The organism is Allosphingosinicella sp. (assembly GCF_035626655.1).
In the GTDB taxonomy this organism is placed as follows: Bacteria; Pseudomonadota; Alphaproteobacteria; order Sphingomonadales; family Sphingomonadaceae; genus Allosphingosinicella.
Map to the genome: position 1 here is coordinate 56,141 of NZ_DASPNF010000022.1, position 14,720 is coordinate 70,860.

General features: G+C 68.9%; 15 protein-coding genes. 7 read left to right on the forward strand and 8 right to left on the reverse strand.

Annotated elements, in window-relative coordinates; translation table 11 throughout:
- Positions 1-3: 3 nt before the first annotated feature.
- From VEC11_RS17030 to VEC11_RS17040, 3 genes are read right to left on the reverse strand one after another with little or no spacing between them, the layout of a single operon-like run.
- Positions 4-480: a Rid family hydrolase gene (locus tag VEC11_RS17030; RefSeq protein ID WP_464134854.1), complete on the reverse strand. Its 477-nt coding sequence runs from the start codon at positions 478-480 to the stop codon at positions 4-6.
- Positions 477-1,157, reverse strand: a complete 681-nt coding sequence (locus VEC11_RS17035) for an ABC transporter ATP-binding protein (protein WP_464134859.1) — start codon at positions 1,155-1,157, stop codon at positions 477-479. The genes VEC11_RS17030 and VEC11_RS17035 overlap by 4 nt, the downstream gene beginning before the upstream one ends.
- Before the next feature lie 23 nt (positions 1,158-1,180).
- A complete protein-coding gene (locus tag VEC11_RS17040) occupies positions 1,181-2,485 on the reverse strand; it encodes an efflux RND transporter periplasmic adaptor subunit (protein ID WP_464134865.1) in 1,305 nt (434 codons plus the stop codon).
- Positions 2,486-2,877: 392 nt separating this feature from the next.
- On the opposite strand from VEC11_RS17040, the gene VEC11_RS17045 reads away from it, so the two are divergent.
- Together VEC11_RS17045 and VEC11_RS17050 are read left to right on the forward strand one after the other, a co-directional pair.
- Positions 2,878-4,287 carry a sigma-54-dependent transcriptional regulator gene (locus tag VEC11_RS17045; protein ID WP_464134870.1) on the forward strand — a complete coding sequence of 470 codons (1,410 nt, stop codon included), beginning with the start codon at positions 2,878-2,880 and terminating at the stop codon, positions 4,285-4,287.
- A gap of 138 nt (positions 4,288-4,425) precedes the next feature.
- A complete protein-coding gene (locus tag VEC11_RS17050; RefSeq protein WP_464134876.1) occupies positions 4,426-5,766 on the forward strand; it encodes a sensor histidine kinase in 1,341 nt (446 codons plus the stop codon).
- Between the two features lie 32 nt (positions 5,767-5,798).
- On the opposite strand, the gene VEC11_RS17055 is transcribed toward VEC11_RS17050, so the two are convergent.
- Together VEC11_RS17055 and VEC11_RS17060 are read right to left on the reverse strand one after the other, a co-directional pair.
- A complete protein-coding gene (locus VEC11_RS17055; protein ID WP_464134882.1) occupies positions 5,799-7,088 on the reverse strand; it encodes an FAD/NAD(P)-binding protein in 1,290 nt (429 codons plus the stop codon).
- Positions 7,085-7,516, reverse strand: coding sequence for an RrF2 family transcriptional regulator (locus VEC11_RS17060; protein ID WP_464134886.1), 432 nt, complete (start codon positions 7,514-7,516; stop codon positions 7,085-7,087). Before VEC11_RS17060 ends, VEC11_RS17055 begins: the two co-directional genes overlap by 4 nt.
- A gap of 74 nt (positions 7,517-7,590) precedes the next feature.
- Between VEC11_RS17060 and VEC11_RS17065 the strand changes: the two genes are divergently transcribed.
- A complete protein-coding gene (locus tag VEC11_RS17065) occupies positions 7,591-8,256 on the forward strand; it encodes a GntR family transcriptional regulator (protein WP_464134891.1) in 666 nt (221 codons plus the stop codon).
- Entirely contained in the window at positions 8,256-10,088 is a 1,833-nt protein-coding gene (locus VEC11_RS17070) for a serine hydrolase domain-containing protein (RefSeq protein ID WP_464135571.1), read from the forward strand. Before VEC11_RS17065 ends, VEC11_RS17070 begins: the two co-directional genes overlap by 1 nt.
- Positions 10,089-10,108: 20 nt before the next feature.
- On the opposite strand, the gene VEC11_RS17075 is transcribed toward VEC11_RS17070, so the two are convergent.
- The 3 genes from VEC11_RS17075 to VEC11_RS17085 all read right to left on the reverse strand — a co-directional run bounded on the left by VEC11_RS17075 (position 10,109) and on the right by VEC11_RS17085 (position 11,637).
- Entirely contained in the window at positions 10,109-10,330 is a 222-nt protein-coding gene (locus VEC11_RS17075) for a type II toxin-antitoxin system HicB family antitoxin (RefSeq protein ID WP_464134895.1), read from the reverse strand.
- A gap of 250 nt (positions 10,331-10,580) precedes the next feature.
- The gene (locus VEC11_RS17080) at positions 10,581-11,234 is read right to left on the reverse strand and encodes a dihydrofolate reductase family protein (protein WP_464134900.1); all 654 of its coding nucleotides are present in this window, start codon (positions 11,232-11,234) and stop codon (positions 10,581-10,583) included.
- Positions 11,235-11,265: 31 nt separating this feature from the next.
- On the reverse strand, positions 11,266-11,637 hold the full coding sequence (locus VEC11_RS17085; protein ID WP_464134904.1) for a YciI family protein: 372 nt from the start codon (positions 11,635-11,637) through the stop codon (positions 11,266-11,268).
- 106 nt (positions 11,638-11,743) lie between these two features.
- On the opposite strand from VEC11_RS17085, the gene VEC11_RS17090 reads away from it, so the two are divergent.
- From VEC11_RS17090 to VEC11_RS17100, 3 genes are all read left to right on the forward strand, one after another.
- Positions 11,744-12,235, forward strand: coding sequence for a winged helix-turn-helix transcriptional regulator (locus tag VEC11_RS17090; RefSeq protein WP_464134910.1), 492 nt, complete (start codon positions 11,744-11,746; stop codon positions 12,233-12,235).
- A gap of 293 nt (positions 12,236-12,528) precedes the next feature.
- Positions 12,529-14,454, forward strand: coding sequence for a ribonucleoside-diphosphate reductase subunit alpha (locus VEC11_RS17095; RefSeq protein ID WP_464134914.1), 1,926 nt, complete (start codon positions 12,529-12,531; stop codon positions 14,452-14,454).
- An 86-nt stretch (positions 14,455-14,540) separates the two neighbouring features.
- Positions 14,541-14,720, forward strand: a complete 180-nt coding sequence (locus VEC11_RS17100) for a hypothetical protein (protein ID WP_464134919.1) — start codon at positions 14,541-14,543, stop codon at positions 14,718-14,720.

The window sequence follows — 14,720 nt, forward strand, 5'->3', positions numbered from 1 at the left end:
GTTCTAGTTGCGCGCGGCGGCGGTCGGCCGCCGGGCGATGACCTTGATCTCGGTGATGCCCCGCTCCGGGATCAGGCGATCGACGTCGATCGCCGTCCAGGCCGGAAAGGGGGCGGTGACGTAGCGGCGGTGCACGGCGGTGATTGCCGGCATCTGCGCGGTCACGTCGGTATGGTAGGAGGTGATGTCGACGACATCGTCCCAGCTCACCCCGGCGCGCCTGAGGATGGTGCCGATGTGCCGGTAGCCGCGGTCATAGGCCGCCTCGAGCGTCTCGCCCTCGCGCTGCCCGACGACGATCCCGGACAGATAGACGGTGTCGCCGGCGACGATCGCGTCGGCATAGCCCCATTGCTCCTGGAAGCGGCGCGAGCCTTCGTCCTCGGCCATGAGCACCGTGCCCTGCCGGCGGGCCTGCGCCGCCGCCGGAGAAGGCAGGCAGGCGGCCAGGGCCGCCACCAGCAGGAGACGCCGGCTCATGCCGCCCGCCGGTGCTCGACCAGGATGCGGCCGTCGAGCATGTTGACGACGCGGCCGGCATAATCGGCATGGGCGGGCGAGTGGGTGACCATGACGATGGTCGAGCCCTCGGTGTTGAGGGCCTGCAGCATCTTCATCACCTCCTCGCCATGCGCCGTGTCGAGATTGCCCGTCGGCTCGTCGGCGAGGATCAGCTTCGGCGCTGCGACAAGGGCCCGGGCGACGGCAACGCGCTGCTGCTGTCCGCCTGACAATTGCGACGGCCGGTGCTTGGCGCGGTGGGCGATGCCCACCTTGTCCATCACCGCGTCGACCCGGGTGCGCCGCTCCCCCGTGGGGACGTTATGGTAGAGCAGCGCAAGCTCGATATTCTCGCGGACCGAAAGCTCGTCCACGAGATTGAAGGACTGGAAGATGAAGCCGATGTTCCGCTTGCGGAAGTCCGCGAGCCTGGACTCCGACATCTTGGCGACCTCGGTGCCGTCGAAGACGTAGGAGCCGCTCGTCGGACTGTCGAGCATGCCGATGACGTTGAGCAGGGTGGACTTGCCGCAGCCGGACGGGCCCATGATCGCGACGAATTCGCCGTCCGCGACATCGAGGAAGATCCCGTCGAGCGCGGTCGTCTCGACCGTGTCGGTTCGGTAGACCCGGGAAACTTCACGCATGCTCAACATAGGAAAATCCTTTCTTTGCCCACTTATTGGCCGGAGAGGCTGAGCCGGTCCCGCTCTTGGAAGCCCGTATAGGGGGAGGTGATGACGCGCTCGCCGGGCTCCAGCCCCTCGAGCACCTCGATGAAGTCGGCGTTGCGGCGGCCGAGGCGCACCTGGCGGCGCACCGCCGAGCGGCCGTCGGGGGAAACCACGAAGATCCAGCTGCCGCCCGTGTCGTTGTAGAAGGCGCCGTTCGGCACCAGCCGCGCCTGGGACGAGGCGCCCAGCGTCATGCGCAGCTGCACGGTCTGGCCGCGCTGCAGGTCGCGCGGCTCCGCGCTGACGAACTGCAGGTCGATCTCGAACGTGCCGTTGCGGACCTGCGGATAGATTTTGCTGACCCGCATCCGGTAGGTGCGGCCGGCCACCTCCGCATCGGCGGTGAGGCCCTCGCTGACCCGGTTCAGGTAGAATTCGTCGACCTGGGCCCGCAGCTTGTTGCGGCCGGCGCTGTCGATCTGCCCGAGCCGCTCGCCGCGGTTCAGCGACTGGCCGATCTGGATGTTGAAGCTGGTCAGCTGGCCCGAGACCGGCGCGCGCAGGTTCAGCGAATCCAGGCTGCGGCGGGCGATGTCGAGGCTCTGGTTCAGGCCGCTGGCGGAGGCGCGCAGCTGGGCGAGCTGGCTGGACTGCAGGCGCTCGTCATCGGCCTGCTGGCGGCGCAGCACTTCGGAGCGGCGCCGGTTCGCCTCATAGGTGTCGCGCGAATCCGCGAAGGTCCGGCCGGAGACGAAGCCGCGCTCGGCGAGCGGGCGCTGCATCTCATACTGGCGCCGCGCCGTCTGGGTGGCGAGATCGGCCTCGATCCGCGCGCGCTCGTTGGCGAGGCGCGTCTGGTTCAGCGCCAGCTCCTGGCTGCGCATCGAGTTGATCTGCTGGGTGACCTCGGTCTGGCGGGCGAGCACGTTGAGCTGCAGGTCGGAATTGGAGAGCTCGGCGAGGAGCTGGCCCTGGGTGACCATGGCGCCGTCCTCGACGAGGACGCGCTCGACCCGGCCGCCCTGGACGGCGTCGAGATAGATGGTGAGCGAGGGCTGGACCTGCGCGCGCAGCGGCAGGAAATCGTCGAACCGGCCCTGGGTGACCGTCGAGATGGTGAGGCGGCTGGCCTCGACCGTCTGGCTGTTGCCGGCGGGCATGAAGTACCAGAAGAGCGCGAGCAGGATGACGAGGCCGCCGGCGCCGAGGCCGATCTTCGCCTTGGTGCCCAGCTTCCGCGACGCGACCTCGCGGTCCATGCCGCCGCCGCTCTGGGGGCCTTGCGCCTCTTTCATCCGCACGATGCTCATCTAGTTCCCCGAAACTCCGGATTGGCTGGCGGCGGCGGTATGTCCGTTAAGCAACCGGGACTTTCCGCCGCCGCGCACGCACCACTCACGCGCCAAGCGGCAGGGCCACGAGCGTGAGGAAACCGGTGGCGATGAAGCCGGCCATGAAGGCGAAGGTTTCGAATTTCGCTGCGGACATGATCTTTACTCCCTTTACACGCTCCCTGTTGCCTCCTTCCCAGCATCAGCCATGCCAAGTGGAGAAAAGCCCGGAAATCCGCCAATTTCCGGTTGATCCGCCGGCGAGAGGCGGGCCCAAAGGTGCGCGAAACCGGGCGAATCTGTCCGCGCGCGGACTGGCCTCGGCCGCGATTGTCCGTTATCGGACACGGCATCGGGTGGGAGTGTAAGGCGTGACTCAGGCAAAGCCCTTCGGGCGCTGCATCATCATTGACGACGATCCGGACATCGCCTTGTCCGCGCGGCTGCTGCTGCGCGACCTGTTCGTCGAGGTCGCCGCCTTCCAGGAGCCGGCCGAGGCGCTCGCCTCGATGGAGCGCGAGCTGCCCGACGCGATCCTGCTCGACGCCAATTTCGCGCGCGGCGCGACCAATGCGGCCGAGGGCTATCACTGGCTCAGCGAGATATTGGCGCGCGATCCCCAGGCGGTGGTGGTGATGATCACCGCCCATGCGGGGATCGGCGTCGCCGTCGAGGCGATGAAGCGCGGCGCCACCGACTTCGTCTCCAAGCCCTGGTCGAACGAGCGGCTGCTCGCCACCGTCCGCACCGCCGCGGCCCTGCGCACCTCGCGCGCCGAGGTCGTGGTCGAGCGCAAGAAGGCGGAGGCGATCTCGACCCCGGCCGGCGGTGACACGCCCCTGCTCGGCGAGTCCCCGGCCATGGCCCGGGTCTGGTCGCTGATCGAGCGGGCCGGGCCGACCGACGCCAATGTCCTGATCCTCGGCGAGAATGGCACCGGCAAGGAGCTGGCCGCCCGCGCGCTCCATGCCCGCTCCCGCCGCGCCGACCAGATCCTGGTCTCGGTCGATCTCGGCGCGGTCGCCGAGAATCTGTTCGAGAGCGAGCTGTTCGGCCATGTGAAGGGCGCCTTCACCGACGCGCGCAGCGACCGGATCGGGCGCATGCAGGCGGCGGACGGCGGCACCCTCTTCCTCGACGAGATCGGCAATCTGCCGCTCCATCTCCAGCCGAAATTGCTGACCGCGCTGGAGCAGCGCCAGATCGTCCCGGTCGGCGCCAACAAGCCGGTGCCGATCGATATCCGCGTGATCGCGGCGACCAACTGCCCGGTCGACCAGCTCGCCGACGAGAGCCGCTTCCGCCAGGACCTGCTCTTCCGCCTCAACACGGTGGAGATCGACCTGCCGCCCTTGCGCGAACGGCGGCAGGACATCCTCCAGCTGGCCGAGCATTTCATCGCCCAATATGCGAAGAAATACGGCAAGCCGGTCCGCGCCCTGCCCGACGTGGTGGTGCAGGCGCTCGAGGCCTATGACTGGCCCGGCAACGTCCGCGCGCTCCGCCATGCCTGCGAGCGCGCCGTGATCCTGTCGGACGGCGCCGCCTTCACCGAAGCCGACTTCTCCCTCTCCCGCGGCCTCGCCCCGTCGCGCGCCGCGCCGGTGCCCGCGCCTGCTCCCACGCCAGTCGCGCGTGATGACCTCAATCTCGAGCGGGTCGAGAAGCAGATGGTCGAGGAGGCGCTGAAGAAGCACAGCTACAATATCAGCCTCGCCGCCTCCGAGCTCGGCCTCACCCGCGCCTCGCTCTACCGGCGCATGGAAAAGCATGGGCTGTGATGCGGTGAGGGAAGACTCGGCCAAATACCCTCTCCCCGGCGGGGAGAGGGTCAGGGTGAGGGGGCTCGGCCTCCGCGGATCCTCCCGAACGCCGGACACCCCCTCCCTACCCTCCCCCTCGAGGGGGAGGGATTTCAGGTGAGGCTCCACTTCCACAACCGCTTCGTGCTCGGCCTGGCCTGGCGGCTGAGCCTGCTCGTCGCGCTGGTCTTCCTGTTCGTCGCCTCGCTCGGCCGGACCGACCTCGGCGCGGCGCGGATCGTCGCCGGGCTGATCGTGCTCGGTGCCGCCTTCATGCTCTGGCGCTACATCCAGCGCACCAACATGGAGCTGGCCCGCTTCCTCGACGCGGTGCGCTTCGGCGATTTCAGCCAGGGCTTCTCCAACCGCGGCCAGGGCTCCGGCTTCGGCGACCTGTCCGACGTGCTCGACGATTCGATCAAGAAATTGCGCGACGAGCGCCACAAATTGATCGATGCCAACCGCTTCTACGAGGCGGTGCTCGACGACGCGCCGACCGCCCTGCTCACCGTCGACGCCGGCAAGGTCGAGCTGGCCAACAAGGCGGCGCGCCGGCTGCTCGTCCGCCACCAGGGCGTCAGGATCGAGGATTTCCGCGAATATGGCGAGGCCTTCGCCGCGGCGCTGCAGGGCGGCGCGGTGAACCGCCCGCGCCTCGTCCCGCTCGTCTCCGACGGTGTGCCGCAGACCATGCTGGTCAGCGCCGCGGTCGTGCACCGGCTCGGCGGCCTGGTCCGCGTCGTCGCGGTGCAGCCCATCCAGGGCGAGCTCAACGCGATCGAGATCGCCGCCCAGTCCGACCTGATCCGCGTGCTGACCCACGAGATCATGAACTCGATGACCCCGGTCACCAGCCTCGCGCACAGCGCGGTCGATCTGATGCGCGAGGTCGATCATGGCGAGAATGCGGACGTCACCGACGCGCGCATGGCGGTGGAGACGCTCGCCCGGCGAGCCGACGGCGTCATGCATTTCGTGGAGAGCTACCGCCAGATCAGCCGCGCCCCCGAGATTCGCCGCCGGCCGATCGACGTCGAGGCCTGGGGCCGCGAGCTGGAGAGCCTGTTCCGCGCCAGCGACCGCACGCAGGGGATCGGCTTCACCCTGAATGTGGACGGCGTGCCGACATTGGACGCCGATCCGGACCTGATGAGCCAGGTGCTGATCAACCTGATCCGCAATGCCGCCCAGGCCGCCCGCGGCCATGCCGAGGCGCCGCACGTCTGGCTGAGCTATTCCCGCACCCGCTCCGGTCGCGTCCAGATCGAGATTGCCGACAACGGCCCCGGCGTGCCGGAAGGGCTGAGGCAGGACATCTTCCTCCCCTTCTTCACCACCAAGCAGGAGGGCACCGGCGTCGGCCTCAGCCTCGCCCGCCAGGTCGTCCTCGCCCATCGCGGCGCGATCAGCGTGGGGGACCGGGAGGGCGGCGGCGCCCTGTTCCGGATCGTGATCTAGTCTTTCTCCCCAATCGGCGACTGGGGAGGAGGCTAGCCGGTCAACCGCGCCGCCACCCTGGCCGCCTGCACCTTGATGTCGGGCACAGCCACGCTCTCCCAGAAGGTCCCCCGCGTCACCGGGCCGATCACCGACAGGGTCTCGCTTGCCGCGCCGTCCGCACCGATCGCCCGGCATTCCAGGTCGACGTCGACGCCGATGCCGAGCGCATCCTCGCGGATCGCGCCCTTGGCGAGCAAAACGTCGAGCAAGGGCTCCCCGGCCCGGGCGATGCCCAGCTCGGGCCCGGTGCAATTGACGATCCGCGCCGCGCGCAACTGCTCGATCTCCTCATGGCCGCGCAGCCGGAACCGCACTTCCACGCCGCCCTCGACCGGGTCAACCGACACCAGCCGCCCGGCCGCCACGGCGAGCCGCGCCTCGGCCCGCATCGCCTCGATCGTCGCCCCGACCGCCGGCGCCAGTTTGTGGCGATGCACGTCCCACCAGGGGCGCAGATGGCGGAGGAAGCGGCGCCGCTCCGCCTCGTCCGCCGCGCCCCAGAGCCATTGCGTGACCGTGCGCAGCTCGTGCACCGCGCCCCGCCAGCCCACCTCCCCGCTGCGCTGGCGGACCCGGCGCAGCATCTTCGTGCAGGACGGCACCAGATCCTCGCGCGCCGCCACCATCGGCTCGCGCAGGCCGTGGCTGCGCGGCGCGAGGCCGCGGCGGGACAGCGCCACGATCCGCCCCCGGAAACCGGTCGCCTCCAGGGTCAGCGCGACGTCGACCGCGGTGAGGCCGGTGCCGAGCAGAAAGACGACGTCCTTCGGCCCGAGCCCCTCGAGCCCGCCGGCCCAGGGGTCCTCGATCCAGCGGTCGCCGAGCGCGGCCGGATCGATGCCGCGCGGCGTCGCCGGGCGGAAATTGCCGGGCGCGAGCACCACTGCGTCCGCGGCCAGCCCTTGCCCGTCGGCGAGCAGGACCGCGCCGGCGACGTCCACCGCCTCACCGTGCACGACCGCCACGCCCGATTCCGCCAGCAATTCCGTGAGATAGTCGCCATAGACCATGCGCGGCGCATAATCCTCCTCGGTGGCGGCATCGTCGGTGCGGTCGGCCCACCAGCGGCTGAAATGGCCGATCTCGTCGGCAAAGGCGCTCATCCGCCGCGCGGGCACGTTCAGCAGATGCTCGGGCCTGGTCGTGCCATAGGCGACGCCGCGCCCCGGCCGGGCGGCCCGCTCGACCAGGGTGACGTCGGCGCCGGCGCGCTGAAGATGCAGCGCCTGCAAGGTCCCCGACGCCCCCGCGCCGACCACGACGACGCGAGGGCCGCTCATGCCTCGATGCGGTCGTCGACCTCGACCTTGTCGGCGAGGCTGAGCCCGTCGAGGATGCGCGCCGTCTCGTCGCGGACCATCAGCATCGCCCGGTGCAGGCGGCACTGATCCTCGCTGATGCAATTCTTGCACTGCTCGTAGGCGAGCCGGCTCGCGCAGGGCAGCAGCCCGAGCGAGCCGCGGGTCAGCCGGACGATCTCGCCATAGCTGATCTCCTCGGGCCGGCGGGCGAGCCAATAGCCGCCCTCGCGGCCGCGCATCGTGTCGACGAGGCCGGCGCGGCGCATCTGCGAGAGGATGACGGTCAGGAACTTGGCCGGCAGGTTTTGCGCCTGCGCGATCTCGGTGAGCTGGACCGGGCCTTCCCCGTAGCGGTCGGCGAGGTGCAGCAGCGCCCTGATTGTATACCGCGTTCGTTGAGAAAGCATGCGCGCCCCATACACCTCTCACTCCGCTTGGCAATGACTTGCGGTCGGTGGCACTATTGTATACAGTATACAACATGGCCACCGCCGCGCTCTCCCGGGACACGCTTGCCGACACCGCGGCGCGCGCGGTCCGCAACATGATCGTCGACGGCACGCTCCCGGCGGGCGCGCGGGTCAACGAGGTCCATCTCGCCGCGCGGCTCGGAATCAGCCGGACGCCCCTCCGGGAAGCGCTCGCCGGGCTCGAGCGCGAGGGGGCGCTGTCGAACCGGCCGAGGATCGGCTGGTTCGTCGAGCCGCTGACCCTCGAGGAGCTGGCCGACCTCTATCCGATCCGCGCCTTGCTCGATCCCGAGGCGCTGCGCCTCGCCGGCCTGCCCTCGCCGGCCCGGCTGCGCGCGCTCGCACAGCTCAACGGCCGGATCGGCCGGGAAAGCGATGCCGACGCGGTGATCGCGCTCGACGACGAATGGCACCGCCTGCTGATCGCGGGCTGCCCGAACCGGGCGCTGCTCGACCTGATCGACACCTTCATCCTGCGCACGCGCCGCTATGAGGTCGCTTTGATGCGCGAGCGACGCAACGTGGCGGTGGCGACCGGCGGGCACGAGGCGGTGATGGCCGCGCTTCGGGACGGGGATCTCGCCGCCGCCTGCGCCGCGCTCAAGGCCAATCTTCAGCACGGCTTCGCGCCGATCGCCGCCTGGCTGGCGGAACGCGAGACGAAGGAGACAGCGTGATGCTCAGGATCTTCTGCGCCCTGTTCGCGGGTCTGGCTCTTGCCTCGCTGCGGCCCGCCACTGCCGCCGCGCAGGCCGCTCCCGCGGACGACGCCCTGCTCGGCCTCTGGGCCTATGAGGGCGATTTCGGCCCCGCCCTGCGCGGCGCGCTCACTCTCGTCCGGCGGGGCACCGGCTGGCAGGGCATGATCGGCGGGCGCACGGCGGCCGGGACGAGCGAGGGCGGTGAGCTCTTCTTCCGCTTCGGCGAGCAGGGCGGCTTTCGCGGCCGCCTCGTCGACGGCGGCCGCCGGCTCGAGGGCTTCTGGCTGCAGCCCTCGGGCGCCAGCGAGACCCGGCCCAATCCCGGCGGCTCGGGGCAGCGCTTCGCCACGCCGGTAACGCTCGCCGCCCTTGGCAGAGGCCGCTGGCGCGGCAACGTCGTCCCACTGGACGACCGCTTCCGCCTCTATCTCAGCATCTTCCGGGACGGCCGGGGCGTGCTCACCGCCGCCTTCCGCAATCCGGAGCTCAACTTTACCGGCGGCGCCTCGCGCTTCCTTGTGCTGCGCGAGGGCGACAGGATCCGCTTCAATCTTCGCTACGATGGCGGCGAGCTCAACCATGAGGCGCGGCTGCTCGCGCGGCCCGAACGGCTGGAGCTGCGCTGGCGCGGCTTCACCCGCCCGCTGGTGCTGCGCCGCATCCGGCCGGCGCTCGCCACGGGCTTCCACCCCGCCCCGCCCGGCCGGCGGCCCTACGTCTATCGCGCCCCGCCCGCAACCGGCGACGGCTGGCGCACCGCCGCCGCGTCCGCAGGCGGGATCGACGAGGCGGCCCTCACCCAGATCGTCCGCGACATCGCCCAGTCCGATCCGACGACGCGGCCGCCGAAGCTGATCCACTCCCTGCTCGTCGCGCATCGCGGCCGGCTGGTGCTCGAGGAATATTTCTTCGGCTATGATCGCGACACGCCGCACGACATCCGCTCGGCCGGCAAGACCTTTTCCTCCGTCCTGCTCGGCACAGTGATGGCCGAGACCGGCCTTTCCCCCGACTCGCGGGTCGCGCCGTTGCTCGCGGCGGGCGCGCCCTTCGCCAATCCCGATCCGCGCAAGGACGCGATCACCCTCGCCCATTTGATGACCCACAGCGCCGGCCTCGCCTGCAACGACAATGACGACGCGTCGCCGGGCAATGAGGGGACGATGCAGGGCCAGCGGGAGCAGCCCGACTGGTGGCGCTACACGCTCGACCTGCCGATGGCGCACGATCCGGGCACCCGCTACGCTTATTGCTCGGCCAATACCAATCTGGTCGGCGGGGCGCTGACCCGCGCCACGCGCACCTGGCTGCCGCGCCTGTTCGAGCGCATGCTCGCCCGGCCGCTGCAGTTCGGCCGCTGGCACTGGAACCTGATGCCGAACGGCGAGGGCTATCTGGGCGGCGGCGCCTTCCTGAGGCCCCGCGACCTGCTCAAGATCGGGCAGATGTATCTCGACGGCGGAATGTGGAACGGGCGGCGGATCGTGCCTGCCGAATGGGTCGCCCGGTCGACCGCGCCGCGCATGGAGATCAGCCCGGCCACCACTGGCTACAGCGAGGAGGAGTTCGGCGAATATTATGGCCGCGGCGTCGACGGCCTCGCCTGGCATCTCGGCGCGTTCACCGTCAACGGCCGCCAGGTCCAAATCTATTCCGCGACCGGCAATGGCGGTCAGATCTTGCTCGTCATTCCCGAATATCGGCTCGCCGTGGTGTTCACCGGGGGCAATTACATGCAGGGCGGAATCTGGGGCCGCTGGGGCGAGTTGATCGTCGCCAACCGCATCATCCCCGCGACCAGGCGGTAGGCGCCGGTTTCGAAGCGCCCCTAGGCGGGAACGATCAGCGGCGCTTCGATCAGGGTCGCGCCGCGCGCGCTGGGCTCGGGCAGGAACTCGCCGGACCGTGCATGCTCGTCGAGCGCCCGTCGCGCCTCGCCCAGCGCCTCCTCGTCGTCGCGGCCCAGGGCGGTCACGCCGGGCAGGTCCGGGAAGGTGGCGATGACGAGCCCGTCATAACGGGTCATGAGCTCCACGGCATATGCGGCCATAAACGACTCCTCGCGAATGCGGGGAATGTTTGCACGCGGCCGAAAAGAGTCAATCGCCGCCCCCGCCGCAAGTCTCCGAATGGCGCAATCGGCTTTCGTTTCGGCGCGTGGGTGCGCTGCCGTGCCCCCGAGTCATCCCGGCGAAAGCCGGGACCCATGAACTCGATTCGTGGAAGGAGAGGCTCGAGCGTCTTGACCGGGCCGACACGCCCAGGCTGTTCATGGGTCCCGGCCTGCGCCGGGATGACTATCAGGCCCCGGCACGTTCCAGGATCACATGCGTCGCTCCCTCGCCGGGGACGGTCTCGCGCACCCGGTAGCCGAGCGCCGGCAGGTCGAGCCCGGCGAACAGGGCCTCGCCCTTGCCGAGCAGGACGGGCGCGACGGCGAGGTGCAGCTCGTCGAGCAGGCCGGCCGCGAGATACTCGCGGATCGTCGCGGTGCCGCCGCCCAGCCGGATGTCCTTGCCGCCGGCCGCCTCCCGCGCCCGATCCAGCGCTTCGTGGATGCCGCCGGTGACGAAATGGAAGATTGTGCCGCCGTTCATGGCGAGGTCTTCCCGCGCATGGTGGGTGAGCACGAAGACCGGGCAATGATAGGGCGGATTGTCGCCCCACCAGCCCTTCCAGCCGTCGTCCGGCCAGGGCCCGCGGCTCGCCGCAAACATGTTGCGGCCCATGATCCAGGCGCCGACATTCTCGAAGCCGGCCGCGGCGAAGCGGTCGTCGACGCCGGTCGTGCCGCCTTCCTGGCCGTACATCGAGCGGAAGGTGCGCGTGGCGATCAGGCCGCTTTTGTGCAGGTCCTCCCCGCCCACGCCCAGAGGGTTGGCCAGGCTCTGGTCCGGCCCGGCGCCATAGCCGTCCAGCGACAGGCCGAAGGAAGCGACGCGAAGTTTCGACATGACAGGCTCCTTGGTCTTTGGATTGGGGGGGTCAGGGCTGCTCGAAGAAATCGACCGGCCGGATTTCGATCCCGCCGCGCATGAACGCGCCCAGATGCGCGCCGGGGTGCAGTCGGGCGATCTCCTCGGCTTCGTCCATCGATTCCGCCTCGATCAGGAAGAAGGCGCCAAATGGCTCGGGCGCCTCGGCATAGGGCCCGTCGGCGACGGTGACGCCATCGGCGTCGGCGCGCAACGTCCGATATTGGTCGGGCATGGCGAGCGAGCCGACGAACTGCAAATGGCCGCTCGCCTTCAGCGCCGCATCATGTGGCGCGCAAATCGCACCGATTTCCTTGAAGTCGGCGGGGCCGAGCGCGGCAAACGCGGCGGCGTCATAATGGCAGAGGCAGAGGAACTTCATGGCGGACTCCATTCAGAAAACCGATTGCACTTTGCAAGCAGTTGCACCTGACTAGGCAAACTGATTTCATATTGCAAGCGGTTTTTTCGCGCCCTATATCCTGTCCATGACCGAGATCCGTTCCGGCTGCCCGATCAACCTCACCCTGGAAGTGCTCGGCGACCGCTGGAGCCTGATCGTGATCCGCGACATGATGTTCGGCAACCGCCGGCATTTCCGGACCCTGCTCACCGAATCGGAGGAGGGGATCGCCTCCAACATCCTGTCGGACCGGCTGAAGCGGCTGCTCGCGGCGGGGTTGATCAGCAAGGCCGACGATCCCAGCCACAAACAGAAGGCGATCTACAGCCTGACCGAGAAGGCGATCCAGCTGGTCCCCCTGTTCGCCCAGATGGGCGCCTGGGGCCGCCGCCACCTGCCGGTGACGCACGAATTGTCGGTCCGCGCCGAGCTGCTCGAGACGGGCGGGCCAAAGCTGTGGGAGGACTTCATGGCCGAGCTCCGGACGGTGCATCTGGGTGCCCCGCGGCCGGCCGGGCCGTCGGTGAGCGAGCGCCTCCAGGCGGCTTGGGAGGAAGCCTGCAAAATCGCCGGCTGAACCCTCGAAGATTCGGTTCGTCGCACCCATATAAATGCGACGAACCGAATCCTTACCGCATATTTACTCTATTGCGTCGGACTCGATTTGAGGCACAATGGATGGTGGCGCTTCGCAGGGGGAGCCGCTATTGGTTGTGGGAGCGTTGAATCGGCGACAGGCTTCGCCGAGGCACGGACGCCTGCCCTGTGGATATCGGGGACAAGGCGAAATCAACCCGCACACGCTCTCCCGGAATCGCTTAGATGGGACCCGAATCCCACTGGAACGTTATAGGAACGAGGGGTAGAGTGATGGACCTGTCCGGCAGCAGCGAAGTGAGTCAGGCCGACGTGAGCGTGAGCGTGACCGAGGCGCCCAGGAAGGCGAAAGCGGCCCCCAAGGCGACGGGGTCTGCCCGCGACTCCGATTCGAAATCGGTGAAGCCGATCGTCTATCCGGTCGAGGTCGATCATTCGCGCGACGCTTTGCTCACCGATTTCGGCAAGGACACGCTGCAGGACCGCTATCTGCTGCCCGGGGAGACCTTCCAGGACCTCTTCGTCCGAGTCGCCTCGGCCTATGCCGACGACGCCGCCCATGCGCAGCGGCTCTACGACTATATCTCGCGGCTCTGGTTCATGCCGGCGACTCCGGTCCTCTCCAACGGCGGCACCGGCCGCGGCCTGCCGATCAGCTGCTACCTCAACAGCGTCAACGACAGCCTCGAGGGCATTGTCGGGACGTGGAACGAGAATGTCTGGCTCGCCGCGCGAGGCGGCGGCATCGGCACCTATTGGGGCAATGTCCGCGGCATCGGCGAGGCGGTGGGCCTCAACGGCAAGACCAGCGGCATCATCCCCTTCGTCCGGGTGATGGACAGCCTGACGCTCGCCATCTCGCAGGGCTCGCTCCGCCGCGGCTCGGCCGCCTGCTATCTCGACATCTCCCATCCGGAGATCGAGGAGTTCCTCGAGATCCGGAAACCCTCGGGCGACTTCAACCGCAAGGCGCTGAACCTGCACCATGGCGTGCTCGTCACCGACGCCTTCATGGAGGCGGTGCGCGACGGCCGCGAATGGCAGCTGCAGAGCCCGAAGGACGGCTCGGAGCGCGGCAGCGTCGACGCCCGCTCGCTCTTCCAGAAACTGGTCGAGACCCGTCTCGCGACCGGCGAGCCCTACATCATCTTCATCGACCAGGTGAATCGCTCGATGCCGAAGCATCAGCGCGACGTCGGCCTCAAGGTCACCACCTCGAACCTCTGCTCGGAGATCACCCTCCCCACCGGCACCGACCAGAACGGGCAGGAGCGGACCGCGGTCTGCTGCCTCTCCTCGCTCAACCTCGAGACCTGGGACGAGTGGCACGGCGAGAAGATGTTCATCGAGGACGTGATGCGCTTCCTCGACAATGTCCTGCAGGACTATATCGACCGCGCCCCGGACGAGATGGCCCGCGCCCGCTATTCGGCCGAGCGCGAGCGCAGCGTCGGGCTCGGCGTGATGGGCTTCCACTCCTTCCTCCAGGCCCGCGGCCTGCCCTTCGAGGGCGCCATGGCCAAGTCCTGGAACCTCCGGATCTTCAAGCATATCCGCGCCCAGGTCGACGAGGCGAGCCTGATGCTCGCGCAGGAGCGCGGCGCCTGCCCCGACGCGGCCGACCAGGGCGTGATGGAGCGGTTCAGCTGCAAGATGGCGATCGCGCCGACCGCCTCGATCTCGATCATCTGCGGCGGCACCTCGGCCTGCATCGAGCCGATCCCGGCCAATATCTACACCCACAAGACGCTCTCGGGCTCGACCTCGATCCGCAACCCGCATCTCGAGCGGCTGCTGACCGACAAGGCCAAGAACAGCGAGAGCGTCTGGTCCTCGATCCTCGAGCGCGGCGGCTCGGTCCAGCATCTCGACTTCCTGACCCAGGAGGAGAAGGACGTCTTCAAGACCAGCTTCGAGATCGACCAGCGCTGGCTGCTCGAGCTGGCCGCGGACCGCACCCCCTATATCGACCAGGCCACGAGCCTGAACCTGTTCATCCCTGCCGACGTCGACAAATGGGACCTCCTGATGCTCCACTACCGGGCCTGGGAGCTCGGCATCAAATCGCTTTACTATCTGCGCTCCAAGTCCGTGCAGCGCGCCGGCTTCGCCGGCGGCGTCGAGGCCGACAACACGCCGAACCTGCGCGAGATCGAGCTGCAGTCGACCGATTATGACGAGTGTCTCGCCTGTCAGTGATGTGACTCCCTCTCCCCTCGGGGAGAGGGCTGGGGGAGAGGGGCACGCCAGAGCAGGGGCCCGCGGAGCCTGAGAAGGAAAGACGGATGCAGATCGTGAACGCGACCCGTTTCGTCATCGGCATGGTCTTCCTCGTGGTCGCCGTCGGCCTGTTCCTCAGCACCCGCGGCGAGCGCGGCTTCGGCCAGCTCCGCCAGGCCGCCGTCATGTGCCTCCTCGCCGCCGGCATCTTCACCGCCATCGGCCTGGGCTGGCTGGACCTGTGA

Coding starts and splice junctions, on each gene's coding strand:
- VEC11_RS17030 (WP_464134854.1), bottom strand. CDS start 480: ATGAGCCGGCGTCTCCTGCTGGTGGCGGCCCTGGCCGCCTGCCTGCCT.
- VEC11_RS17035 (WP_464134859.1), bottom strand. CDS start 1,157: ATGTTGAGCATGCGTGAAGTTTCCCGGGTCTACCGAACCGACACGGTC.
- VEC11_RS17040 (WP_464134865.1), bottom strand. CDS start 2,485: ATGAGCATCGTGCGGATGAAAGAGGCGCAAGGCCCCCAGAGCGGCGGC.
- VEC11_RS17055 (WP_464134882.1), bottom strand. CDS start 7,088: ATGAGCGGCCCTCGCGTCGTCGTGGTCGGCGCGGGGGCGTCGGGGACC.
- VEC11_RS17060 (WP_464134886.1), bottom strand. CDS start 7,516: ATGCTTTCTCAACGAACGCGGTATACAATCAGGGCGCTGCTGCACCTC.
- VEC11_RS17065 (WP_464134891.1), top strand. CDS start 7,591: ATGGCCACCGCCGCGCTCTCCCGGGACACGCTTGCCGACACCGCGGCG.
- VEC11_RS17070 (WP_464135571.1), top strand. CDS start 8,256: ATGCTCAGGATCTTCTGCGCCCTGTTCGCGGGTCTGGCTCTTGCCTCG.
- VEC11_RS17075 (WP_464134895.1), bottom strand. CDS start 10,330: ATGGCCGCATATGCCGTGGAGCTCATGACCCGTTATGACGGGCTCGTC.
- VEC11_RS17080 (WP_464134900.1), bottom strand. CDS start 11,234: ATGTCGAAACTTCGCGTCGCTTCCTTCGGCCTGTCGCTGGACGGCTAT.
- VEC11_RS17085 (WP_464134904.1), bottom strand. CDS start 11,637: ATGAAGTTCCTCTGCCTCTGCCATTATGACGCCGCCGCGTTTGCCGCG.
- VEC11_RS17090 (WP_464134910.1), top strand. CDS start 11,744: ATGACCGAGATCCGTTCCGGCTGCCCGATCAACCTCACCCTGGAAGTG.
- VEC11_RS17095 (WP_464134914.1), top strand. CDS start 12,529: ATGGACCTGTCCGGCAGCAGCGAAGTGAGTCAGGCCGACGTGAGCGTG.
- VEC11_RS17100 (WP_464134919.1), top strand. CDS start 14,541: ATGCAGATCGTGAACGCGACCCGTTTCGTCATCGGCATGGTCTTCCTC.